Source organism: Brevundimonas sp. GW821-FHT02A10, assembly GCF_059422025.1.
In genome coordinates this window covers 1-22,971 of the sequence record NZ_JBWKWC010000007.1, presented here as the reverse complement: position 1 = coordinate 22,971, position 22,971 = coordinate 1, and the positions used below count along the sequence as shown (strand labels likewise).

18 protein-coding genes are annotated in these 22,971 nt (G+C 68.4%); 10 read left to right on the top strand and 8 right to left on the bottom strand.

Annotated elements, in window-relative coordinates; translation table 11 throughout:
- The first annotated feature begins 69 nt into the window (after positions 1-69).
- From hutG to hutH, 3 genes are read left to right on the top strand one after another with little or no spacing between them, the layout of a single operon-like run.
- Complete coding sequence (hutG, locus tag AC07U0_RS16235) at positions 70-882, top strand: N-formylglutamate deformylase (RefSeq protein ID WP_494721017.1); 813 nt, start codon at positions 70-72, stop codon at positions 880-882.
- Between the two features lie 8 nt (positions 883-890).
- Positions 891-2,561: a urocanate hydratase gene (gene hutU, locus AC07U0_RS16230; RefSeq protein WP_494721016.1), complete on the top strand. Its 1,671-nt coding sequence runs from the start codon at positions 891-893 to the stop codon at positions 2,559-2,561.
- 2 nt (positions 2,562-2,563) lie between these two features.
- Positions 2,564-4,093, top strand: coding sequence for a histidine ammonia-lyase (hutH, locus tag AC07U0_RS16225; RefSeq protein ID WP_494721015.1), 1,530 nt, complete (start codon positions 2,564-2,566; stop codon positions 4,091-4,093).
- Here hutH and fni read toward each other — a convergent pair.
- Positions 4,090-5,121, bottom strand: a complete 1,032-nt coding sequence (gene fni, locus AC07U0_RS16220) for a type 2 isopentenyl-diphosphate Delta-isomerase (protein WP_494721014.1) — start codon at positions 5,119-5,121, stop codon at positions 4,090-4,092. The genes hutH and fni overlap by 4 nt on opposite strands.
- Positions 5,122-5,198: 77 nt before the next feature.
- On the opposite strand from fni, the gene AC07U0_RS16215 reads away from it, so the two are divergent.
- Positions 5,199-5,684, top strand: a complete 486-nt coding sequence (locus tag AC07U0_RS16215) for a sterol desaturase family protein (protein WP_494721013.1) — start codon at positions 5,199-5,201, stop codon at positions 5,682-5,684.
- Here AC07U0_RS16215 and AC07U0_RS16210 read toward each other — a convergent pair.
- Genes AC07U0_RS16210 through AC07U0_RS16195 form a run of 4 tightly spaced genes read right to left on the bottom strand, consistent with a single transcriptional unit; the run spans position 5,681 to position 10,563 of the window.
- Positions 5,681-6,619, bottom strand: coding sequence for a phytoene/squalene synthase family protein (locus AC07U0_RS16210; protein ID WP_494721012.1), 939 nt, complete (start codon positions 6,617-6,619; stop codon positions 5,681-5,683). The genes AC07U0_RS16215 and AC07U0_RS16210 overlap by 4 nt on opposite strands.
- Positions 6,616-8,133: a phytoene desaturase gene (locus AC07U0_RS16205; protein WP_494721011.1), complete on the bottom strand. Its 1,518-nt coding sequence runs from the start codon at positions 8,131-8,133 to the stop codon at positions 6,616-6,618. The genes AC07U0_RS16210 and AC07U0_RS16205 overlap by 4 nt, the downstream gene beginning before the upstream one ends.
- Positions 8,130-9,299: a lycopene beta-cyclase CrtY gene (gene crtY, locus AC07U0_RS16200; protein WP_494721010.1), complete on the bottom strand. Its 1,170-nt coding sequence runs from the start codon at positions 9,297-9,299 to the stop codon at positions 8,130-8,132. Before crtY ends, AC07U0_RS16205 begins: the two co-directional genes overlap by 4 nt.
- Before the next feature lie 25 nt (positions 9,300-9,324).
- Positions 9,325-10,563: a TetR/AcrR family transcriptional regulator gene (locus AC07U0_RS16195; protein WP_494721009.1), complete on the bottom strand. Its 1,239-nt coding sequence runs from the start codon at positions 10,561-10,563 to the stop codon at positions 9,325-9,327.
- Between the two features lie 146 nt (positions 10,564-10,709).
- Between AC07U0_RS16195 and AC07U0_RS16190 the strand changes: the two genes are divergently transcribed.
- Genes AC07U0_RS16190 through AC07U0_RS16180 form a run of 3 tightly spaced genes read left to right on the top strand, consistent with a single transcriptional unit; the run spans position 10,710 to position 14,780 of the window.
- The gene (locus AC07U0_RS16190) at positions 10,710-12,467 is read left to right on the top strand and encodes a class I adenylate-forming enzyme family protein (protein ID WP_494721008.1); all 1,758 of its coding nucleotides are present in this window, start codon (positions 10,710-10,712) and stop codon (positions 12,465-12,467) included.
- Positions 12,464-13,633, top strand: a complete 1,170-nt coding sequence (locus AC07U0_RS16185) for an acyl-CoA dehydrogenase family protein (protein ID WP_494721007.1) — start codon at positions 12,464-12,466, stop codon at positions 13,631-13,633. Before AC07U0_RS16190 ends, AC07U0_RS16185 begins: the two co-directional genes overlap by 4 nt.
- A gap of 1 nt (position 13,634) precedes the next feature.
- Positions 13,635-14,780, top strand: a complete 1,146-nt coding sequence (locus AC07U0_RS16180) for an acyl-CoA dehydrogenase family protein (protein WP_494721006.1) — start codon at positions 13,635-13,637, stop codon at positions 14,778-14,780.
- Between the two features lie 64 nt (positions 14,781-14,844).
- Here the strand turns inward: AC07U0_RS16180 and AC07U0_RS16175 are convergent, their stop codons facing one another.
- The 3 genes from AC07U0_RS16175 to AC07U0_RS16165 form a co-directional block, all read right to left on the bottom strand.
- On the bottom strand, positions 14,845-17,328 hold the full coding sequence (locus AC07U0_RS16175) for a TonB-dependent receptor (RefSeq protein ID WP_494721005.1): 2,484 nt from the start codon (positions 17,326-17,328) through the stop codon (positions 14,845-14,847).
- 220 nt (positions 17,329-17,548) lie between these two features.
- Complete coding sequence (locus AC07U0_RS16170) at positions 17,549-19,240, bottom strand: MFS transporter (RefSeq protein ID WP_494721004.1); 1,692 nt, start codon at positions 19,238-19,240, stop codon at positions 17,549-17,551.
- 55 nt (positions 19,241-19,295) lie between these two features.
- Positions 19,296-19,649, bottom strand: a complete 354-nt coding sequence (locus AC07U0_RS16165; RefSeq protein WP_494721003.1) for a response regulator — start codon at positions 19,647-19,649, stop codon at positions 19,296-19,298.
- A gap of 48 nt (positions 19,650-19,697) precedes the next feature.
- Between AC07U0_RS16165 and AC07U0_RS16160 the strand changes: the two genes are divergently transcribed.
- From AC07U0_RS16160 to AC07U0_RS16150, 3 genes are read left to right on the top strand one after another with little or no spacing between them, the layout of a single operon-like run.
- Positions 19,698-22,205, top strand: a complete 2,508-nt coding sequence (locus AC07U0_RS16160) for a response regulator (protein WP_494721002.1) — start codon at positions 19,698-19,700, stop codon at positions 22,203-22,205.
- Positions 22,205-22,582 carry a response regulator gene (locus tag AC07U0_RS16155; RefSeq protein ID WP_494721001.1) on the top strand — a complete coding sequence of 126 codons (378 nt, stop codon included), beginning with the start codon at positions 22,205-22,207 and terminating at the stop codon, positions 22,580-22,582. The genes AC07U0_RS16160 and AC07U0_RS16155 overlap by 1 nt, the downstream gene beginning before the upstream one ends.
- On the top strand, positions 22,579-22,881 hold the full coding sequence (locus tag AC07U0_RS16150) for an Hpt domain-containing protein (RefSeq protein WP_494721000.1): 303 nt from the start codon (positions 22,579-22,581) through the stop codon (positions 22,879-22,881). The genes AC07U0_RS16155 and AC07U0_RS16150 overlap by 4 nt, the downstream gene beginning before the upstream one ends.
- Positions 22,882-22,971: the final 90 nt, after the last annotated feature.

Sequence of the window (22,971 nt, the reverse complement as noted above, 5' to 3'; positions counted from 1 at the left end):
CCCGATCAGACTCGAACATTATGTATAGACATACCACACCCAAACGGAATCGCGAGGGAGGCCGAAGACATGCAGGACTGGCTCACGATCCGCGAGGGCGCCTCGCCCCTGATTATCGGCTTTCCCCATACCGGCACGGCGATCCCGGCGGAGATCGAGGCGCGGATGACCTCGCCCTGGCTCGCGCGCAAGGACGCCGACTGGTGGGTGGACCGGCTGTATGACTTCGCGGTGGAGCTCGATGCGAGCTTCGTGCGGACCGGGATCTCACGGAGCGTCATTGACGTGAACCGTGACCCGTCCGGCGCCTCCCTCTATCCCGGCATGACCACTACGGGCCTGTGCCCGACCGAGACCTTCGACGGCGAGCCGCTGTATCTGGCGGGTCAGGAACCGGATCAGGCCGAGATCGACGCCCGCCGCGCCGCCTTCTTCGATCCCTATCACGCCGCCCTGCAGGGCCAGATCGACCGGCTGAGGGCCAACGGCCCCGTCGTCCTCTATGACGCCCATTCGATCCGCTCGGTCGTGCCGCGCCTGTTCGACGGCGAGCTGCCGCAGTTCAACATCGGCGACAACGGCGGCGCGACCTGCGACGGCGCCCTGACCCAGGCCGTCGAGGCCGCCTGCGCCGTCTCGGGCCAGAGCCATGTCGTCAACGGCCGCTTCAAGGGCGGCTGGACCACGCGCCACTACGGGCAGCCGGCGTCCGGCGTCCACGCCATCCAGATGGAGCTGGCCGACCGCGGCTACATGGTCGATCCCACTGGTCCCGTCGACGAGACCAACTGGCCCTCCCCCTATGAACCCGCCCGGGCGGAACGGATGCGCGCGACGCTGCGCGCCGTCCTGACCGCCTGCATCGATTTCGCCAAAGCCTGACGGACGCCATGACCGAGAAGACTCCCAACGCCCGCGTCGTGCGCAGCCCGCGCGGTTCCGAGAAGACGGCCAAGACCTGGGTCGCCGAGGCGGCGATGCGGATGATGATGAACAACCTCGATCCCGAGGTGGCCGAACGGCCCGACGACCTGGTCGTCTATGGCGGCATCGGCAAGGCGGCGCGCGACTGGGCCAGTTTCGACCGCATCGTCGCCGAGCTTCAGACGCTGGAGGCCGACCAGACCCTGCTGGTCCAGTCGGGCAAGCCGGTCGGCGTCTTCCGCACCCATGAGGACGCGCCGCGCGTCCTGATCGCCAACTCCAACCTGGTGCCCAAATGGGCGACCTGGGAGCATTTCAACGAACTCGATCGCAAGGGGCTGATGATGTACGGCCAGATGACCGCAGGGTCCTGGATCTACATCGGCACCCAGGGCATCGTTCAGGGCACCTATGAGACCTTCATGGAGGCCGGCCGCCAGCACTACGAGGGCGACTGGTCGGGCAAGTGGATCCTGACCGCCGGCCTCGGCGGCATGGGCGGCGCCCAGACCCTGGCCGCGACCATGGCCGGCGCCTCATGCCTGGCCGTCGAATGCCAGCGCAGCCGGATCGAGAAGCGTCTGGAGACCCGCTACCTCGACGTCATGGCCGAAACCCTGGACGAGGCCCTGGCCCTGATCGAGGAGGCAGGCCGCACGGGCAAGCCTGTCTCGGTCGGCCTTCTGGCCAATGCCGCCGACGTCCTGCCCGAATTGGTGAAGCGCGGCGTGCGGCCCGATCTGGTCACCGACCAGACCAGCGCCCACGACCTGGTCAACGGCTATCTGCCCAGCGGCTGGACGGTCGCGGAGTGGGAAGACAGACGCCAGTCCGACCCGGCGGCGGTCGAGGCGGCGGCCAAGACCTCCATCGTCACCCACGTTCAGGCCATGCTCGATTTTCAGGCGGCGGGCATCCCTGTGGTGGACTACGGCAACAACATCCGTCAGGTCGCCTTCGACGAAGGACTGGCCAACGCCTTCGACTTCCCCGGCTTCGTGCCTGCCTATATCCGCCCGCTGTTCTGCCGCGGCGTCGGCCCGTTCCGCTGGGCGGCGCTGAGCGGCGATCCAGAGGATATCCGCAAGACCGACGAGGCCATGAAGCGGCTATTCCCGGACAACGCTGGTCTGCATCGCTGGCTGGGCATGGCGCAGGAACGTATCGCTTTTCAAGGACTTCCGGCCCGTATCTGCTGGATTGGTTTAGGTGATCGCCATCGCGCCGGTCTGATGTTCAATGAGATGGTGGCGTCGGGCGAGCTGTCGGCGCCGGTCGTGATCGGGCGGGATCACCTCGACTCCGGCTCGGTCGCCAGCCCCAATCGCGAGACGGAATCAATGATTGATGGTTCGGACGCCGTGTCCGACTGGCCGCTGCTGAACGCCCTGCTGAACACGGCCTCGGGGGCCAGCTGGGTCTCGATCCACCATGGCGGCGGGGTGGGCATGGGTTATTCCCAGCACTCCGGCGTGGTCATCGTCGCCGACGGCACGACCGAGGCGGCGAAGCGTCTGGAGCGAGTGTTGTGGAACGACCCGGCGACCGGCGTCATGCGCCACGCCGACGCCGGCTATGAGATCGCCCGCGCCTCGGCGAAAGAACACGAACTGAACCTGCCGAGCCTGAAGGCCTGATCATGACCACCCTCGTTCTCGGCGCCGCCCCCCTCACCCTGCCCCAGCTCCGCGCCGTCCTCGACGCGCCGGTCACCGTCGAACTCACCGCCGAGGCCTGGGCCTGTGTCGAGAAGAGCGCCGCGACCGTCGCCGCCATCGTCGCCGAGGGCCGCACCGTCTATGGCGTCAATACGGGCTTCGGCCTGCTCGCCAACACCTCCATCGCGCCCGGCGATCTGGAGACCCTGCAACGCAATCTGGTGCTGAGCCACGCCTGTGGCGTCGGCGCCCTTCTGCCCGATGCGGTGACCCGTCTGATGATGGTGCTCAAGATCGCGTCCCTGTCGCGCGGCGCCTCGGGCATCCGGCGCGAGACGCTGGAGACCCTGATCGCGCTGGTGAACGCCGACGTCCTGCCCTGCGTCCCGTCCAAGGGCTCGGTGGGCGCCTCGGGCGACCTGGCGCCTCTGGCCCATATGTCCTGCGTCCTCATCGGCGTCGGCGAGGCGCGGCATGAGGGCCGGACGCTGGACGCCGAGGCGGCGCTGGCCGTGGCGGGCCGCACGGCCCTGACGCTGGGCCCCAAGGAGGGTCTGGCCCTGCTGAACGGCACCCAGTGCTCCACGGCGCTGGCGCTGGCCGGCCTGTTCGCCGCCGAGGCGGTCTATGCCGCCGGGATCGCCGCCGGCGCCCTGTCGGTCGATGCGCTGAAGGGATCCGACGCTCCGTTTGATGCCCGCATCCATGCCTTGCGCGGCCAGCCCGGCCAGATCGCCGTCGCCGAACGCCTGCGCGCCCTGATGGCCGGCAGCGCCATCCGCGAAAGTCATCTGGAAGACGACGGCAAGGTGCAGGACCCCTATTCCCTGCGCTGCCAGCCGCAGGTGATGGGCGCGATCCTCGATGTCCTGACGGCCTCCGCCGCCATGCTGGCGCGCGAGGCCAATGCGGTCACCGACAATCCGCTGGTCTTCATTGAGGACGGCGACGTCATCTCCGGCGGCAATTTCCACGCCGAGCCGGTGGCCTTCGCCGCCGACCAGATCGCCATGGCCCTGTGCGAGATCGGAAACATCTCCGAGCGCCGGACCTCCATCCTCGTCGATCCGAAGATGAGCGAACTGCCGGCCTTCCTGGTGCGCGAGAGCGGGCTGAACTCGGGCTTCATGATCGCCCAGGTGACGGCCGCCGCACTCGTCGCCGAGAACCGGATGATGAGCCATCCGTGCAGCGTCGACACCGTCCCGACCAGCGCCAATCAGGAAGACCACGTCTCCATGGCCACCCACGGCGCGCGGCGCCTGCTGGAGATGGCCGAGAACGCCGCGACCGTGGTCGGGATCGAGCTTCTGGCCGCCGCCCAGGGCATCGAGTTCCACCGCCCGCTAAAAAGCTCGGCGGCGCTGGAACAGGTCTTCGCCATCGTCCGCGAAGCCGCCGCCGAATACAGCTCCGACCACTATTTCGCGCCGGACATCGAGCGGGCGACGGATGGGGTGCGGGCGGGACGGTATCGCCGGTTCGCGGGCGCGTTGTTGCCGTCGGCCTAGCCCTGCAGCGGCGCCCGCTTCAGCGCCGCCAGATTGGCCGAGCCCGTCGCGAAACAGGCGGTGCGGAGCTGGCGGATGACCGTCTGGAAGTGAGCGACCACGGCGTCCGTGGAAATCGTCGCGGCGGCCAGCACATTGGCGGCCTGACCCACGACATCGGCGCCCAGGCGGATGGCCTTGGCGGCGTCGACGCCGTCGCGAATGCCGCCCGAGCCGATGATTACCGCGCCCGGACAGGCGGCGCGGGCCTCGGCGATGGCGCGGGCGGTGGGGATGCCCCAGTCGGCGAAGGCCGAGGCGTGAATCTTGTCCGCCATGTCGGTGGCGCGCTCGCCCTCAATCAGGGCCCAGTTTGCGCCGCCGGCGCCCGCGATGTCGATGGCCGCCGCGCCCATGTCGATCAGGCGGCGCGCGGTGGCGGCGGACAGGCCGGCGCCGGTCTCCTTGACCACGACGGGCGCATCGAGCTTGCGGATCAGGGCCTCGAGCGCCGCGCCCACGCCCCACCAGTCGCGGTCACCCTCGGGCTGACAGGCTTCCTGCAGCGGGTTCAGATGCACGATCAGGGCGTCGGCGCCGATCATGGCCATGGCCCGCCGCGCCTCGTCCACGCCGAAGCCGCGCGTCAGCTGGGCCGCGCCGATATTGGCCAGGATCGGCGTGTCAGGCGCCCGGTCGCGAAGGGAAGCGTCCAGACCACCGGTTCCCCCCTCCCCCTCCAGCGCCGCGCGCTGGGAGCCGACGGCGAGCGCGATGCCCAGATGCTGGGCGGCCTCGGCCAGACGGGCGTTGATCGCTTCGGCCCGGGCCGGACCGCCGGTCATGGCGCTGATCAGCAGGGGCGCCTTCAGCCGCCGGCCGAGGAAGTCGGCGCCGAGATCGATCTTGGCGTGATCCAGATCCGGCAGGGCCTCATGGACGAAGCGCACCCGATCGAAGCCCGCATCATTGGCGTGACGGCCGGCGCCGGACAGAACCACGTCGAGATGCTGGTCCTTGCGGCCTAGGATTGGGCTGTCATCGCTCATCGGACCATCCTAGCGGTCCCGGCTCATCAGGGGAACGGATGGTTGGAGACCCGCGCGCCGACGCGTAGGATCACCCGATGATCCCCCTCTGGTTCACCCTGATCGTGGTCGCCGTCTTCCTGGCGATGGAGGGCGTGGCCTGGGCCTCGCACCGCTGGATCATGCACGGCTGGGGCTGGGGCTGGCACCAGAGCCATCACCAGCCCCGCACCGGCCTGTTCGAGATGAACGACCTCTATGCGGTAGTCGGGTCGGCGGTCGGGTTCGGCCTGTTCCTCGCGGCGTGGCTGACAAAGTCGTGGTTGCTCTATGCGCTGGCCAGCGGCGTGACCCTCTACGGGCTCGCCTATGCGATCTTTCACGACGGGCTGGTGCACCAGCGCTGGCCGTTCCGCTGGGTGCCGAAGGGCGGCTATCTGCGCCGGCTCATTCAGGCGCACCGCCTGCATCATGCCGTGATGTCGAAGGGCGGCGCGGTGTCTTTCGGCTTCCTGATAGCGCCCGATCCCAGGGCGTTGGCCGCCGAACTGAAGCGGCTGCGGGCCGAGCGGCGTAACGCCTAGACCCGCGTCCACATCTCGGGGCGCGGCGGAGGGGCCTTGCCGCGGTCCAGCGCCCGGGTCCAGACGGCGATCAGGACGCTGCGCCCGAACAGCCAGAGCTTCATCGGCTTGCCGACCGAGACGCGGTTCTTCCACACGCCAGGGCCCGAGCGGATCACCTTGCGGCCGATCTCACGATAGACGCCACGCGCCGCCGCAATGGCCATCGACGACCGGAACGGCAGGCCGCGCAGACCCACGCGGGCGCTGTCGTAATAGGGTTCGGCGACGGCCAGCAGCCGGGCGGTGACGGCGTGGACGGCCGCGCGGTTCTTCGGATCGGCCACGGCCTCGGGCGTCGGCTCCAACCCGGCCTCGACCAGCCAGTCGGCGGGCAGATAGACGCGGCCGTTCTCCGCATCCTCGACCACGTCGCGCGAGATATTGGTCAGCTGGAAGGCCAGACCCAGATCCTGGGCGCGGCGCAGGACCTGGGCGTCGAACACCCCCATGACCCGGGCCATCATCACCCCGACCACGCCCGCGACGTGCCAGCAGTAGGCCATGACGTCGTCCAGCGTCCGGTACTCCCGATGCTCCACATCCATGGCGAAGCCGTCGAGCAGGTCCAGCGGCCAGCGCTCCGGCAGATGGTGGCGCAGAGCCACGCGCTGGAAGGCGGCGAAGGTCTGGTCGTCCATCGGCTGGCCGGCCAGGGCCGCGCGGGTCTGGCGATAGAGGCTCTTGAGGCGGCGGCGCTGCTCCTTCTCGGACAGCTCCTCATGGCCGAAGCCGTGGTCCTGGCCGTCGATCTCGTCATCGCAGCGGCGGCACCAGGCGTAGAGCAGCCAGGCGTCCTCGCGCACCGCCGGATCGAACAGGCGCGAGGCCGAGCGGAAGCTCTTCGATCCCTTGACGATCGAGTCTTTCGAGGCGGCGAGGACGGCGTCGGTCATGCGCCTGCTCCAGCGCGTGAGAGGCCCGCCTGTTCCAGCATGAGGCCTGCTGTCGCCTTGGCCGAGCCGACGACGCCCGGGATGCCTGCGCCCGGATGGGTCCCGGCGCCGACGACATAGAGGTTGGGCACCTTGTCGTCGCGATTGTGGGTCCGGAACCAGGCGCTCTGGGTCAGGATCGGCTCCAGCGAGAAGGCGCTGCCCAGATGGGCGTTCAGCTCCTCCTTGAAGTCGCCGGGCGTGAAGATGCGGGTCGTGACCAGATCGCGCCTGAGGTTCGGGATGTAGCGCTCTTCCAGATAGTCGAGGATCTTCTCGCGATAGAGCGGCCCCTGAACCTCCCAGTCGATGTCGGCCGCGCCGAGATGCGGCACGGGCGACAGGACATAGTGGCCCGACATCCCCTCGGGCGCCATCGACGGGTCGGTGGCGACGGGCGAGTGCAGATAGAGGGAGAAGTCCTCGGGCAGGTCCGGTCCCTTGAAGATCTCGGTGATCAGCTCGCGGTAGCGGGGGCCGAAGCAGATGGTGTGGTGGGCCAACTGCGGCTGGGGCGTCTTCAGCCCGAAGTGCAGCACGAACAGCGACATGGAGAAGCGCTTGGACTTCAGCGACTTCGCCTTGGTCCGGCCGCGCGGGACGTGGCCCAGAAGCTTGTCATAGGTGTGGACCACGTCGGCGTTGGAAGCGACCATGTCGGCAGGCACAACCTCTCCGCCTTCCAGAGTGACGGCGCGGGCGCGGCCGTTCTCCATCTCGATCCGCTCGACCGGAGCGTTGAGGCGCAGGTCGCCGCCGAGGTCGGTGAAGAAGCGCGCCAGCCCGGCGATCAGGGCGCCCGTGCCGCCTTTCGCGAACCAGACACCGCCACGCCGCTCCAGCGCATGGATCAGGGCGTAGACCGAACTCGTCTTGAAGGGATCGCCGCCGACCAGCAGCGTATGAAAGCTGAAGGCCTGCTGCAGGTGCGGGTCCTTGATGAAGCGGGCGACCATGGCGTGGACGCTGTTCCAGCTCTCCAGCCGGGCCAACTCGGGCGCCGCCTTGATCATCGACCAGAAGGACTGGAAGGGGACGGCGCCCAGCTTCACATAGCCTTCCTGATAGAGCTCTTCGGAATAGTCGTGGAAGCGGCGGTAGCCCTCGACGTCGTCCGGGTTGAAGGCCTTGATCTGGCGGTCCAGCCCGTCCTGGTCGTTGACGTAGTCGAAGGTCGCCCCGTCCTCCCAGCACAGCCGATAGAAGGGGTTCACCGGCAGGAGTTCGACATAGTCGGACAGGCGGCTGCCGGTCCCCTCGAACAGGTCTTCCAGACAGGCGGGATCGGTGATGACCGTCGGGCCGGCGTCGAAGGTGAAGCCATCCTCATGCCAGACGTAGGCCCGGCCGCCGGGCTTGTCGCGCTTCTCCAGAAGGGTGGTGTGGATGCCCGCGCGCTGCAGCCGGATAGCCAGGGCCAAGCCGCCGAAACCGGCCCCGATGACCACCGCGCGTTTGGCAACAACGTCCCTCATGCAGCGACTCCGCTTCGGGTCTCACGCAACTGATGGAGGGCTTTGACGACGGGCACAGGCGGTTTTCCCGCGAGAAGCCGCACCTTGTCCAGCGCCGTGCTGCGCCCCGCGTAGAAGCGTCGCACGATGCCTTCGTTAAGGCCGTAGAAGCGGCGCAGCACCTTCCAGCGCTCGCCGGGCTCCGCCGCGCGGAACAGCATCCGGTCCAGCAGGCGGTAAAAGGCCCGCTCGGCCCACAGCGTCTTCGACCGCCCCTCGGTCGCGGCGCGAAGGGCGGCAGAGGACAGGTCTGGCATGTCCGCGATCATCCGCGCGGTGGCGACCGCGTCCGGCAGGGAGTAGCCAGTGGTCGGATGGAACAGGGCGGCGGCCAGTCCAACGCGGGCGACCGGTTCGCCCTCGGCCCAGAAGCCGTCGATGTCGCCGTCCAGAACGATGGGCAGGACGCCCTCCTCCTCCGCGACGACCGCCTCAACCTCCCAGCCCCGCGACCGGACATAGGCGTCGATCCGGGCCCGGATCAGGTCGCGGTCGAGGGTCGGAGCGTCGGCATAGTAGGTGTCCTCGATCAGCACCGTCGTGGCGTCGAACGGCAGAAGGTAGACGAAGCGATAGGCGTCCCCCTGCCCCACCGTCGCGTCCATGATGGTCGGACGGGTCAGGCCGTGCGGCTGGGTCAGTTTCAGCGTTTGGCCGAGGAAGACCTGCCAGCCGAGATCGAGATGCGGCGTCGCGGACGGTCCGCGTGCGTCGATGATCCCGGTCGCGGTCAGGACCTGGCCATCGGAGAGGGTCACATGATCCGGCCCGACCTCGACCGCTTCGCCGGTGATGAGGCGATCACCCAGCAGAGGCGCGACAGCCTCATTCAGTCGTTCGGAGGTCAGGCTGTTGTACGGTGTCTGCAGGCTGCGGCTCAGGCCGTGGAAGAAGACGTCATAGCCCGCATCCCAGCGATAGGTGGTCGCGGGCGTCAGCCAGTCGCGGTCTGCCTCGGAGACGTCACCGTCGAAGAAGGACCAGGTGTGGCGCCCGCCGATCCGGCCGTCGCGCTCGACCACCGCCACGCGCAGATCGGGCCGGTCGAGCGCCAGTCGCCAGGCGATCAGCCCGGCCGCCAGCCCGCCGCCGACGAGGATCAGGTCGTGGTCGATCCGTGAATCCATGCCCCACGCTAGCATGGCTGGACGATCAGGCGCGCAACAGTCCCGTGAACAGGGGCCGGACGAAGGTGCGCGAAGCCCAGTCCGGATCGATCGCCGCCGGATATTGCTTGCCCTTGATCCAGCGCGGCAGGTCGGCGGCGGCGTTGACGGCGCCGGTGATGAGCTGGGCGGCTACGGCCGGGTCGATGCGCCGGATCGAGCCGTCGGCGATGCCGTCCGAGACCTCGCCCGCGAAATGCTTGGACAGCCGATCCATGGCGGCCAGCAGGTCGCCGCGGATGCCGCCGGGGGCGGCTGCGAGCGCCATATACTGAAGCAGAGGCCCGTTCGGGCTGAGCTGGAACCGGGCCAGGGCGTCGGTGACCGAGGTGATCCGGTCCCAGCCGGTCTCGCCTACGGCCTCCCTCTGGGCTCCGCGCACGATGGCGAAGCTGCGCTCAAAGCAGCTGGCGACCAGATCGTCCTTGGTGTCGTTGTGGTGGTAGAAGGAGCCCTTGGTCACGTTGAGCCTGGCCGCGATCCGGTCGACCGAGGCGCCGTGATAGCCCTGGTCGTTGACCAGCTGGGTCACCGCCTTGAGGTAGCTGGCCTGCGAAATCTCGCCGTCCACGGGCGGATCGGGATCGACGGCGGGCCCGTCGGCGCCGCGCCAGACGACGCCGTTCTCCGCCATCCCGTCCAGGATCAGGGCCGCCATCCGCTTCGCCACACGCGGATAGTCGTCCGGGTCATAGCGTCGCAGCCAGGTCCGGGCCCACAGGATCTGGGAGAAGAACAGATGGGTCCGGGCGTTCTCCTCCAGCCGGTCGAACGGCGATCCGGCCTCGGGCCGCAGCAGCGCGCGGATGGCGCGGAACAGGTCGTTAAAGGCCTCCTTGACCGTCGTCACCTGCGGCCCGGTCAGGGCGCGGATATCGTAGAAATTGATCGGCTCGGGCCGTCGGTGCGTGGCGATCTCGGCCAGCACCTCGAAATAGGCGTCGAGGAAGGTCGTGACCCGCGCTTCCGGCGTCGGGGCGACGCTCGCCGTCTCCACGAGGCCGTTCAGCAGGTCGATAGTGCGCAGCAGACAGGCCGCCGCCAGGTCCTCCTTGCGCCGGTAGTAGTAGGTCACGCTGGTGGTGATCAGACCGACGGCCTCGGCCACATCGGCCAGGGTCGCGCCCTTCAGCCCCTTGCGATTGAACAGCCGCGCCGCCGCATTGAGGATGGCGTCGCGCTTCGCCTCATAGCGTTCAGTCTGGCGGGGGGCGGCTCGGGTCATTCAGGTCTTGATTAGAAGATTGAGTATGGCGCAGGGTCCAGCCTATACCGGGTTTGCGCGTTTGGCTTGAGATTTCCGTTACGGAAACATCCACTTGTGAACGCACCCAGTCAGAGTCGCAACAGGCGACCGGAATGAGGAACGCCATGACCGATGCGGTCGCCAAAGCCGAGGCCCCTGTATGGCCCGCCATGTCGCTGGCCCAGGCCCACGCCGCGCTGACCCAGCCGGGGTCGCCGTTCGAGATCGGGACGATCGAAATCGACGGGCGCCCGACGAAGATCTGGAAGAACGGCCCGCCGACCCTGATGCACACCTTCATGGCCGGGCGCATGCACGGCGAGCGCACCTTCATCGTCTATGAGGACGAGCGGGTCACGTTCGAGGCCTTCGCCCGCGCCAGCCTGGCTCTCGCCGCCGACCTTCAGGCGCGTGGCGTGCAGAAGGGCGACCGGGTCGCCATCGCCATGCGCAACCTGCCGGAATGGCCGGTCGCCTTCTTCGCCGCCTCCCTGATCGGGGCGATCGTGGTGCCGCTGAACGCCTGGTGGAGCGGCGCCGAACTGGCTTTCGGCCTGCAGGATTCTGGCTCCAAGGTCGCCATCTTCGACATCGAGCGACTGGCCCGGATCGCCGACCACCGCGACGCCTTGCCCGATCTGGAGCAGGTGCTGGTCAGCCGGGGCGATCCCGGCAGTTCGGACGCCCGCATCACGCGGCTGGAAACGATCATCGGCGAACCCAACGACTGGGCAGCCCTGCCGCCGGGCGACATGCCCGCCGTCGCCCTCGCCCCCGAGGACCTGTCGGCCATCTTCTACACCTCCGGCACGACGGGGAAGCCCAAGGGCGCCCTGGCCACCCATCGCAACGCCGGCACCGGACTGGTCGCCGGCCTCTTCTCCTACAGCCGCGCCTTCGTGCGCCGGGGCGAGGCGCCGCCGCAGCCTGACCCCACGGGACCGCAGAAGTCGGGCCTGGTCTCCATCCCCTTCTTCCACACCACCGGCTGCAACGCCCTGCTGCTGCCCGCCCTGATCAACGGCCAGAAGCTGGTCTGCCAGCGCCGCTTCGATGCGGCCGAGGGGCTGATGCTGATCGAGCGCGAGAAGATCAACTCCATCGGCGGCGTGCCCGCCGTGGCCATCCAGCTGCTGCAGCATCCCGACCGCGACAAATACGACCTGTCCTCGCTGGAGACGGTCACCTACGGCGGGGCGGCGGCCCCCACCGCTCTGGTCGGCGAGATCGCGCGCGAGACCACCGGCCTGCCCGGCTCGGGCTGGGGCATGACCGAGACCTCGGCGACCCACACCCACCATATCGGCGAGGACTATCTGAACCGTCCCGACAGCTGTGGCCCCGCCCTGCCGGTCAGCGACCTGCGCGTCATCGACGCTGACGGCAATGATCTGCCTGTCGGTGAGGTCGGCGAGCTGCTGGCCTATGGCCCCAATGTTGTGAAGGGCTACTGGAACCGGCCCGACGCCACGGCCGAGACCTTCGTCGACGGCTGGGTCCACACCGGAGATCTGGCCCGGCTGGACGAGGAAGGCTTCTGCTTCATCGTCGACCGCAAGAAGGACATCATCATTCGCGGCGGCGAGAACATCTACTGTCAGGAGGTCGAGGACATCCTGTTCGAACACCCGGCTGTCGCCGAGGCCGCCCTGATCGCCCGCCCGCACCCGGTGCTGGGCGAGGAGCCGGTGGCGGTGGTGTCGCTGGCCCCCGGCCAGTCGGTCGAGCCCGAAGCTCTGCGCGCCCTGGCCGCCGAACGCCTCGCCGCCTTCAAGGTCCCCGTGACCGTCTTCATCCTGCCCCACGCCCTGCCCCGCAACGCGGCGGGCAAGATCGTGAAGGCGGACGTCAAAGCCCTCGTCCTGACGGAGCCTTCCGCGTGAACCTCGACTACTCCCCCGAAGACCTCGCCTTCCGCGACGAGGTCCGCGCCTTCATCGCCGCCGAATATCCGGCCGAGCTGCGCGCCAAACAGGACGCCGGCGTCGAGCTGGACGATCAGGACTTCCTGTCCTGGCATCGCATTCTCGCCAAACGCGGCTGGAGCGCCCCGGCCTGGCCAGTCGAATATGGCGGTCCCGGCCTGAGCCAGACCCAGCGCTTCCTGATGTCGGAAGAAATGGCGGCCGCCGACACCGTGCCGATCCTGCCGTTCGGCATCAATATGGTCGGGCCGGTGATCTATACCTTCGGCACGCCCGAGCAGAAGGCGCGCTGGCTGCCGCCGACCTTGGCGGGCGACATCTGGTGGTGCCAGGGCTATTCCGAGCCGGGCGCCGGCTCCGACCTCGCCAGCCTTAAGACCCGCGCCGTCCGGGATGGCGATCATTACGTGGTCAACGGCCAGAAGACCTGGACGACGCTCGCACAGTTCGCCGACTGGGGCTTCTTCCTCGTCCGCACAGATCCCGACGCCAAGCAGCAGGCGGGCATCAGTTTCCTGCTGATCGACATGAAGAGCCCGGGCATCACCGTGCGGCCGATCATCACCCTGGACGGCTCGCACGAGGTCAATGAGGTGTGGCTGGAGGACGTGCGCGTTCCTGTCGAGAACCGGATCTTCAAGGAGAATGAGGGCTGGACCTGCGCCAAATTCCTGCTGGCCCACGAACGCACCGGCATCGCGGGCGTGGCCCGGGCCAAGCGCGGTCTGGAGAAGCTGCGCAAGGTGGCGGCGGCCGAAGGCGTTTTGGACGACCCGGTGTTCGAGGCCGAGCTGGCGGATCTGGAGATCGACCTGCTGGCGCTGGAATACAGCGAGCTGCGCACCCTGGCCCGCGAAAGCGCCGGCAAGGGGCCGGGACCGGAGTCCTCCCTGCTCAAGATCAAGGGCACGGAGATCCAGCAGCGGCTGACCGAGATGACCGTGCAGGCCCTCGGCTCCTACGCCCTGCCCGACGCGCGGGGTCTGGGAAATGTGGGGCCGGTCGGCCCCGACTACGCCGGTCGCGCCGCGCCGACCTATTTCAACATGCGCAAGGTCTCGATCTTCGGCGGCTCGAACGAGATCCAGCGCAACATCATCGCCAAGATGGTTCTGGGGCTCTGAGATGAATTTCGACCTGAGCGAAGAGCAGTCGCTGCTCAACGATTCCGTCTCCGGCTTCCTCAAGGCCCGCTACGACTTCGAAGCGCGCAAGAAGATCGTCGCCTCCGAAGCGGGCTGGAGCCCCGAGGTCTGGCAGGCCCTGGCCGAGGAGCTGGGTGTCGTCGGCGTCATGGCGCCCGAGGCCGCGGGCGGTCTGGACGGCGGGCCGGTCGAGGCCATGGTGCTGATGGAGGCCATTGGCCGGGCCCTGGTGGTCGAACCGTTCCTCGAGACGGCCCTGACGTCGGTTTCCCTGCTCAAGCGCGCCGGCGGCGCGCGCGCCGACGCCCTTCTGGAGGAGATCGTCGCGGGCGCCGCGATCGTCGCCTTCGCCCACGGCGAGGCGAAAGGTCGCCACGAACTGCTGTCGGTCGCGACCACCGCCACCCCCGCCGGCGAGGGCTGGAAGCTGACGGGGTCCAAGGCCGTGGTCTCGGCCGCGCCATGGGCCAGCCATCTGATCGTCAGCGCCCGCACCGCCGGGACCGATCCGCGCGACCCGGCGGGGCTGAGCCTGTTCCTGATCGACGTCGCGAACGCGGGCTCCGGCCTGTCGGTGCGCGGCTATCCGACCGTGGACGAGCGCCACGCCGCCGAGATCGATCTGGAAGGTCTGGTCCTGCCCGCCGACGCCCTGCTGGGGTCGGTGAACGAGGCCTATGACGCCCTGATCGCGCCGGTGACGGACGAGGCGGTCGCCGCCCTGTGCTCCGAGGCGGTCGGCGTCCTGCGCGAGCTGCATGGCCAGACCCTGGACTATGCCCGCCAGCGCAAGCAGTTCGGCCGCGCCATCGGCGAGTTCCAGGTGCTGCAGCACCGGCTGGTCGACATGTTCATCGCCGTCGAACAGGCGGTGTCCCTGACCCTGATGGCGACGCTGAAGCTGGACGCCCCTGCCGCCGAGCGCGCCCGCGCCGTCTCCGCCGCCAAGGTCGGCGTGGCCAAGGCCCTGAAGTTCGTGTCCCAGAACGCGGTCCAGACCCACGGCGGCATCGGCATGACCGACGAGCTGGCGCTGAGCCACTACTTCCGCCGCGCCACGGCCCTGATGATCGAACTGGGCAGCCCGCAGGCGCACCTGAAGCGGTTCATCTCGCTCGCAGCCTGACAATCTCCATCCATAAAAAAACCGCCCCGGCCTTGCGACCGGGGCGGCTTCAGTGGGCTCGGGATCAGTAGGTGAGCCGTAGGGTCAGACCATAGGTCCGCGGCGCCCCGAGGAAGGCGTCGTAGACGCTGATCGCATCGTTGTTTTCGTCGACCTGGAACGGGCCGTTGAAGCCGACCTGCAGGTAATCCTGATCGGTCAGGTTCTGGGCCCAGGCTTCGAGCGTCCAGCGGCCGCTCTCCGAACCGATGCCGATTCGGGCGTTGACCAGGGTATAGGCGTCCTGAAGCTTGGACGGGTGCAGATCCGAGCCGGTGTTGTATTCGCTCAGGTATTTGGCCGTCACATTGGTCTTGAAGATCAGGCCCGCGCCGATCGGCGTCTCATAGTTCCCGGCCAGCGAGACCGAGACCTTTGGCGCGAAGGACAGCTGGGCGCCGGGCAGGCGACGCAGGCTGTTGAAGCGGCTGGCGACCAGCAGATCCGACGCCGTGAACTCCGAGATGGTGGTCTCGGCATAGGTCACGCCGCCCTGGAAGGTCAGGCCGTCGAGGGGCGTCGCCCAGTTGAAGTCGGCGTCGACCCCCTTCGAGATCACTTCCGGCAGGGTCTCCACGATGAAGGCCGTGCCGACGAAGGTGTTCAGCTGGAAGTCCTCGAACGTCTGGTGGAAGGCCGCCGCGTTGAGCAGCAGGGAGCCGTCGAACAGGCGCAGCTTGGTCCCGAGTTCAAACGAGTCGACATACTCGCCCCGGAACTCCGTATCCGGATCGGCCGTGAAGTTCGGGCCTGTCGCGGTGATGACGATGGCCTGTTCGCGGTCGAGGTTGAACCCGCCCGCCTTGAAGCCCCGCGAATAGGAGCCGTAGATCATGGCGTTGTCGGTGAGGTCGTACTTCAGCTTCAGGGTGCCGGTAACCGCGTCCTCGCTGCGCGTCTGGTGGTTGGCGCCCAGAGCGTCGAAGTCATTGTTTTCGTTGTTCAGGCAAAGCGTGCCGACGATGGAGCCGGCCGTCGCCGCCCCCGCCAGACCGACGAGGGTCAGATAGGCGGCCTCGGCCTGATCGCAGGACGAACCCGTGGTCGTATAGACCGAGGTCAGATCCTTCTCGTCCAGCGTCCAGCGCACCCCGAGATTCAGGGACAGCTTGTCCGTCATGTGGACGGTGTTGTCGGTGAACAGGGCCCAGCTCTCGGTCGTCTGGTCATAGCTGTCGCGGCTGCCGTTGCCGGCCTGGAAGATCGTCGCCGGCGTCAGTCCCAGAAGGGCCGGGGCGCCGCCCAGCAGCTTGCCGGCGACATAGGCGTAATAGTCCGTGCCGTAGAGCAGCTGCGATCCCGCCGTCAGGTCTTCCTTGGCGTAGAAGGCGCCGACCAGCCAGTCGACCGGCCCGTCCGTGCCCGCCGCCCGGAACTCCTGCGAGAACTGTTTGATCTCGGTGAAGTTGGTGCCGTCGGTGGGACGCCAGGCGATGTCTGCGCCGGTGAAGTCCGAATCCTGGCCGTTCTCGGTGCGCCAGCTGCGGCCCGCCGTGATCGACGTCAGGGTGATGTCCGGCGTCAGGTCGTAGTTGAACTCGGCCGAGACGCCCTGGTCCTCGATCTTCTGGGTGGTGTCGCGGTTGGCGCTGGCGATCCGGTCGAACGGATGGGCGGTGGTGTCGACCGAGCCCGGACGCACCTGATTGATCAGGACGGCGCGCGAAACGGCCGAGGAGCCGACATAGAGCTGGGTCGCCGAGCAGCAGTTTTCGTCGCGGTTGGTGTAGTCCGCGATGAACCGGCCCGAGAGCTTGTCGGACGGCTGCCACAGCAGCTGGCCACGAACGGTGTAGAAGTTCTGGTCGACGTCCTGATCGTTGGTGCGCGGTCCAGGCGTGGTGACCACGTCCAGGAACCCGTCGCGCTGGCGATCGGCGAAATAGAGGCTGCCGGCCAGGGTGTCGGCGATGATCGGACCGGTGACATAGGCTGAGCCGCCCAGTTGGCCGTAGTTGCCGCCAGTCAGTTCGGCCTCGGCGCCGAAGGTGAAGCTGGGGGCCTCGGTGATGATGTTGATGACGCCCGCCGAGGCGTTCTTGCCGAACAGGGTCCCCTGCGGCCCTTTCAGCACCTCGATGCGCTGCAGATTGCCGAGGTCGCCGAAGCCGACGCCGTTGCGCGGGCGATAGACGCCGTCGATGGTCACCAGGACCGAGCTTTCCAGCCCGGGGTTGTCGCCGACCGTGCCGACGCCGCGCACGCGGGCGGTGGTGATGGCCTCGTTCGAGGTGGAGGTGACGATCAGGCCCGGCGTCAGGATCTGCAGATCCTTGATGTCGTGAACCCCCGCCCCTTCCAGAGCCTCCTGGCTCAGGGCCGTGACCACGATCGGCACGTCCTGCAGGTTCTGTTCGCGTTTGGCGGCCGTGACGATGACGTCCTCGACCCGGTTGACCTCGGGCTCCGCCTGCTGGGCGTTTGCGGCGCCGGCCAGGCCGAACATGCCGACGGAAGCGATCAGGGCAAGCGCCGAGGCGCGGCCGTTCATCCGGTATTGCAGCTTCATGATTTCCCTCCCTGCCCATCCGTTGTTGGACGGTGCGTTTTGCAGGGTCGGGTTACGACCCTGAGTGGAGGCTATATCGAAAGACCGGTATGGAGCAAGAGCATGCTCAAACTCGTGACTTCAGCGCACTTTGCAGCACAGCAAGGCCTGTTAATGCGCCACAGAAGCGCCTTGGTATGAACGGTATGGAGAAAAGCTTCCCTTAGGGAAGTTGCGTCGGTCAGGCCGAACGGGTCGCGTCCGTCAGGGCCTCGGTGATCGGCGGCGCGTCTCCGTGCTCGACCGAATGGCCGGTCGAGCGCTCGATCAGGCGATGAACCACGGGCCGTTCGAGCCCGGTGTGCAGTTCGGCGATCCGTTCGGAGATCGCTGCATCCGCCTGCGTCAGGCGCTGGTTGTAGCGGACGTAATCGACCCAGGTCGGGGTATGATAGCGCTCGACCCACACGGACGGATCGGCCAGGTCGCGCAACAGGGTCCAGTGCCGCGCCCCGTCCCGGCGACGGATCCGGCGGCGCTCGTTCATGACGTCGAGGAACTCGGGGATGCGGTCCTCGTCGATGCGGTATTCGATGGAAATGACCACCGGCCCGCTGCGCGGTTCGATCTCGACGGCGATGCGCGGCTCGGTCCAGCGGCTGAGCGGATCGAGGTTGAGGTCGCCCGCCGTCGGCAGGGGCAGGCGCAGGCCGATGAGGACGCAAACGACCTGCACCACCGCCGAGGCGATCAGGGCGACGCCGACGCCGTGCCCGTCGGCGACCACGCCCCAGACCCAGGCGCCCAGAGCCATGCCGCCGAAGGCCGCCATCTGATAGAGGGCCAGCGCCCGCGCCACGACCCAGCGCGGCACCGACATCTGCACCGTGACGTTGAAGGCCGACAGGGTCAGGACCCAGGCCGCCCCGGACAGGGCCAGCGCTGGCAGGGTCAGGGCCATCCACGGGCTCAGTCCCACGACGACCGCCGACAGACCAAAGGCCGCGCAGGTGATCCGGCTCAGCACCTCGTTGGAAAAGCGGGCGCGCAGCCGACCGGCGCCGAAGGCTCCGACCACGGCGCCGATGCCGAAGGCGCCCAGCAGCAGGCCGTAGGTCAGGGGGCCGCCCCCGACCAGATGGCGCGCCACCAGCGGCAGCAGGGCCTGGACCGAAATGGCCCCGACGCCGAAGACCGCCGCCCGGATCAGCACCGCATAGACGCGCGGCGACATGGCCGCATAGCGCACCCCCGCCCCCATGGCGTGCCACAGTCCCTCGCGGGCCAGGGTCTGGGGCGGGCGCTCGGGCCTCCAGCGGGCGATGACGATGATGAGGCCGACGTAGGAGACGGCGTTGACGGCGAAGGCGGTCGCCGCCCCGGCCGCCGCCACGATGATCCCGCCGATGGCCGGTCCGACACTGCGGGCGATGTTGAAGCCGACCGAGTTCAACGTCACCGCCGCCGGCAGGTCGCTGCGCGGCACCATGTCGCCGACCGAGGCCTGCCAGGCCGGGCCGTTGAAGGCCGTGCCGACGCCGATCAGGAAGGTGAAGAGCAGCAGCAGCCAGGGATTGATCCAGCCCAGCCAGGTCGCCGCCGCCAGCCCGATAGAGACCACCAGCATGAAACCTTGCGCCCAGAGCATGACGAGGCGCCGGTCCGAGGTGTCGGCCATGGCGCCGGCCAGCAGCGACAGCAGCATGATCGGCAGGGTCGTCGAGGCCTGGACCAGGGCGACCATCTGGGCCGACCCCATGGAGGTCATCATCCAGGACGCGCCGACCGACTGGATCAGCCCGCCGAAATTCGACGCCAGACTGGTGATCCACACTGCCCGGAACACCGGATGGGCCAGCGGCGCGAGCGAGCCGGTGCGCGGCCGTTCAGGAGGCGGCGTCGGTGTCGGTTCGGGTGCGGCGGCGTCGGTCAAGGCCTCCCCGATCAACACCCGGGGCGCGGCGGATGCAAGGCCGAACCCGTTCCGGTCAGCCGTTCAGGGCGATCTCCAGATCGCTGGCCGAGAAAGGCTTCACCAGGGTTGCGTCCGCGCCGAGGCCCGACGCCATCTTGAGGAGCGAGCCGGCCCCCAGACGCCCGCCGCCGCTGATGGCCACGATCCGGATATCCGGAAGCTTTCTGCGAATTTCCATGATGAAATTCAGGCCGTCCCGTTCGGGCATCAGTATGTCTACTACGGCAGCTTCCGCCCCTTGCGTTTCCGCCCGGGTCAGTCCTGTATCGACATCAAGGGCCGTGACGACGTCATGACCCGCGGTTGTGAGCATCCCCTCCAGGTGGCTCAGCATGAGCGGATCGTCCTCGATGACGCAGATTTTCAATTCGATACTCCGGCCGGGGGACACTGATTGCTTCGAGGATACGGCGCCTTGACCCCTGCCCGTCAACCCTGGTTGCACCGCAACAATCTGCTCGCCCTGATTGCAGCCGTGCTGATCCCGGCCCTGCTCGTGCTGGTCGCCGTTGAACTGGTTCGGGAATTCGAAAGCAGCCGCGCCCTGCGCGCGGAGGTCAACAAATCCTATGAGACGCGCCTGCAGATCCAGCGCGTCTTCTCGTCGCTGCAGGACGCCGAGACCGCGGTGCGCGGCTATGTGCTGACCGGCGACGAGACCTATCTGGACCCCTATGCCACCGCCACCGCCTCGCTGGCGGATCAGGAGGCGCGGCTCGGCGAGTTGCTGGGCTCCCAGGCGGATCAGTCCGGGGACTTCGTCCGGCTGCAGGCCCTCGCCGACCGGAAGATGACCATTCTGGCGCGCGCCATCGATCGCCGCCGCTCGGGCGTCACGGCCGCCGCCCTGGTCAGCACCGGAACCAATGAGGGCAAGGCGGTGATGGACAATGTCCGCATCGTCATCGGCCGGATGGTCGACCGCGAGGCCGCGGCCCTGGACACGCGCTCTCGTCGCGCGGACGAACGCAGCATCCGCACCGAATGGCTGGTAGCGGGCCTGTTCCTGCTGCTGCTGGCGGTGATTTCGGCGACCGCCTGGATGACCCGCCGCTACATGACAGCCCGCCGGCTGATTCTGGCCGACCTTCAGGCCACCACAGCGCGCCAGAAGGTCATTTTCGACAGCGCCATCGACACCATCATCACCCTGAACCCCTCGGGCAGTATCGAGACGGTCAATGCCGCCGGCGAGCGGATGTTCGGCTATTCCGCCGCCGAACTGGCCCGACGTGACGTCTCCCTCCTGATCGACATCGCCCCCGATGGCGACGGCGAGTTCCTCAAGCGGCTCGGCACGTCGCAAGGCGCCCTGACGCGCGGGCTGATCCGCCAGATGGAGGGATCGCGCCGCTCGGGCGAAACCTTCCCCGTCGATGTGGCCCTGGGCGCCATGCAACTGCCGACCGGAACCCATGTGGTCGCCGTGGTGCGCGACATCTCCGAACGCCGCCGCATCGAACAGCTGAAGGACGAGTTCGTCTCGACCGTCAGCCACGAACTGCGCACCCCCCTCACCTCCATCGCCGGCTCGCTCGGCCTGCTGTCCGGCGGCGCGGCGGGGCCCCTGCCCGAGAAGGCGGCGCGGCTGATCCAGATCGCCCAGTCGAACAGCCAGCGGCTGGTCCGGCTGATCAACGACATTCTCGACATCGAGAAGATCGAATCCGGCAAGCTGCGGCTCGAACTGGCGCCGCTGGACCTGCGCGAGATCGCCGAACGCTCCATCGAGGGCGTTCAGGGCTATGCGCGTGAGCTCGGCGTCGTGGTGGCCCTGGGCGACGCCGAGGCGGCTCCCGTGCGCGGTGACGCCGACCGGCTGATCCAGGTGGTGACCAACCTTCTGTCCAACGCCTCGAAATTCTCGCCCGCAGGCGGGGTGGTGACCGTCACCGTTGATCGTGAAACTCGCCTCGCCCGCCTCAGCGTCGTCGACCAGGGCCCCGGTATCCCCGAGAGCTTCCGCGCGCGCATCTTCTCCAAATTCGCCCAGGCCGACGGCTCCGACACCCGCGCCAAGGGGGGCACCGGATTGGGCCTGGCCATCGCCCGCGAGATCGCCGAGCGCCACGGCGGCCGGCTGTGGTTCGAATCCGCCGAGGGCGAAGGCGCGACCTTCCACCTGGACCTGCCGCTGGCCGATATCCCGGTGACCAGCGCCGAGGACGACGGTCCGCGCCTGCTGATCGTCGAGGACGATCCCGACGCCGCCGACATCCTGCGCGAGATGCTGGAACGCGACGGGTTCGCCGCCGATATCGCCGGCTCGACCCGCGACGCCCTCGTCGCCATCCGGTCCGCTCATTACGACGCCTGCCTGATCGACCTGCAGCTGCCGGACGCCGACGGCATCAGCCTGATCCGCGAAATCCGCGCCACCCCCGGGGCCGCCGACATGCCGGTGGTGGTGGTCTCCGGCGACGCCGCCCACGGCAAGGCGCGCGGCCGCTCGCTGGAGGTGCTGGACTGGCTGGAGAAGCCGGTCGACCAGTCCCGCCTGCGCGCCGCCGTCGCCGCCATCAACCGGCGCAACGGCGACGCCCGCCCGGTCGTCCTGCACGTCGACGACGACCGCGACATCCTGGAAGTGACCGCTGCCGCCCTGTCGGACGCCGCCGAGATCCTGCCCGCCGAGAGCCTCGCCGCCGCCCGCGCCGTGCTGGCGAAAACCAGACCGGACCTCATCATCCTCGACCTCGGCCTGCCCGACGGGTCGGGGCTGGAGCTGCTCAGCGATCTGGGCGACGGCGCGGGCCTGACGGTCCCGGTGATCGTCTATTCCGCCCAGGAGATGGACGCCGCCCTGGCCAACCGGGTCGAGGCCGTCCTGACCAAGTCCCGCACCTCTCTCGCCGGGTTGGCGCGGACCGTGCGACGCCTGACCAACGCCAGAAAAACTCTCGAAACCAGTGGGGCTGAGTGATGAGAATTCTGCATATCGATGACGAGCCGGACATCCGGGAGGTCACCGCGCTGGCGCTCGGTATCGACCCGGAGATCGAACTGACCTCCTGTCCCTCGGGGCAGGCGGCGCTGGATACCCTCAAGGCCGGACTTCGGCCCGACGCCATCCTGCTGGACGTCATGATGCCCGGCCTCGACGGTCCCGGGACACTGGAACAAATCCGGGCAATGGAGGACCACGCGGCGACCCCGGTCATCTTCATGACCGCCCGCGCCCAGGCCCAGGAACAGGCGCGCTTCATCGGTCTGGGGGCCGTGGGGGTGATCATCAAGCCGTTCGACCCCATGACCCTGGCCGGTCAGGTCCGCGACATCCTCGCCGGGGCAAAGCCGTGACCGACCCCCTCGCTCCTCTGCGGGAGCGCTTTCGGGCCCGGTCGGCGGAGGATCTGGTGCGGCTTCGGGCCCTACTGAACAGCGAGAACACCGACGAGCTGCGCCGCCTGGCCCACAGTATCGCCGGTGCGGCAGGGACCTTCGGCTTTCCGACGCTCAGCCGGGCCGCCGCGATCATCGACGACGCCTTCGTGGCCGGCCACACGCCAGGTCAGGCGAGCTTCGACCGCCTGGAACAAGAGCTGGAGGCGGTCGCGAACGCCTCTCCTGACCTGACGCCCCCGGCGTCGGACGCCTAGTCCTCGCTGACCACCGCATCATCCCCGGGCCCGGCGGCGGGATCGGGTTGAGCGGCGAGCGGTTGGGGGTGGCCGTCCAGCGCCCGTTTG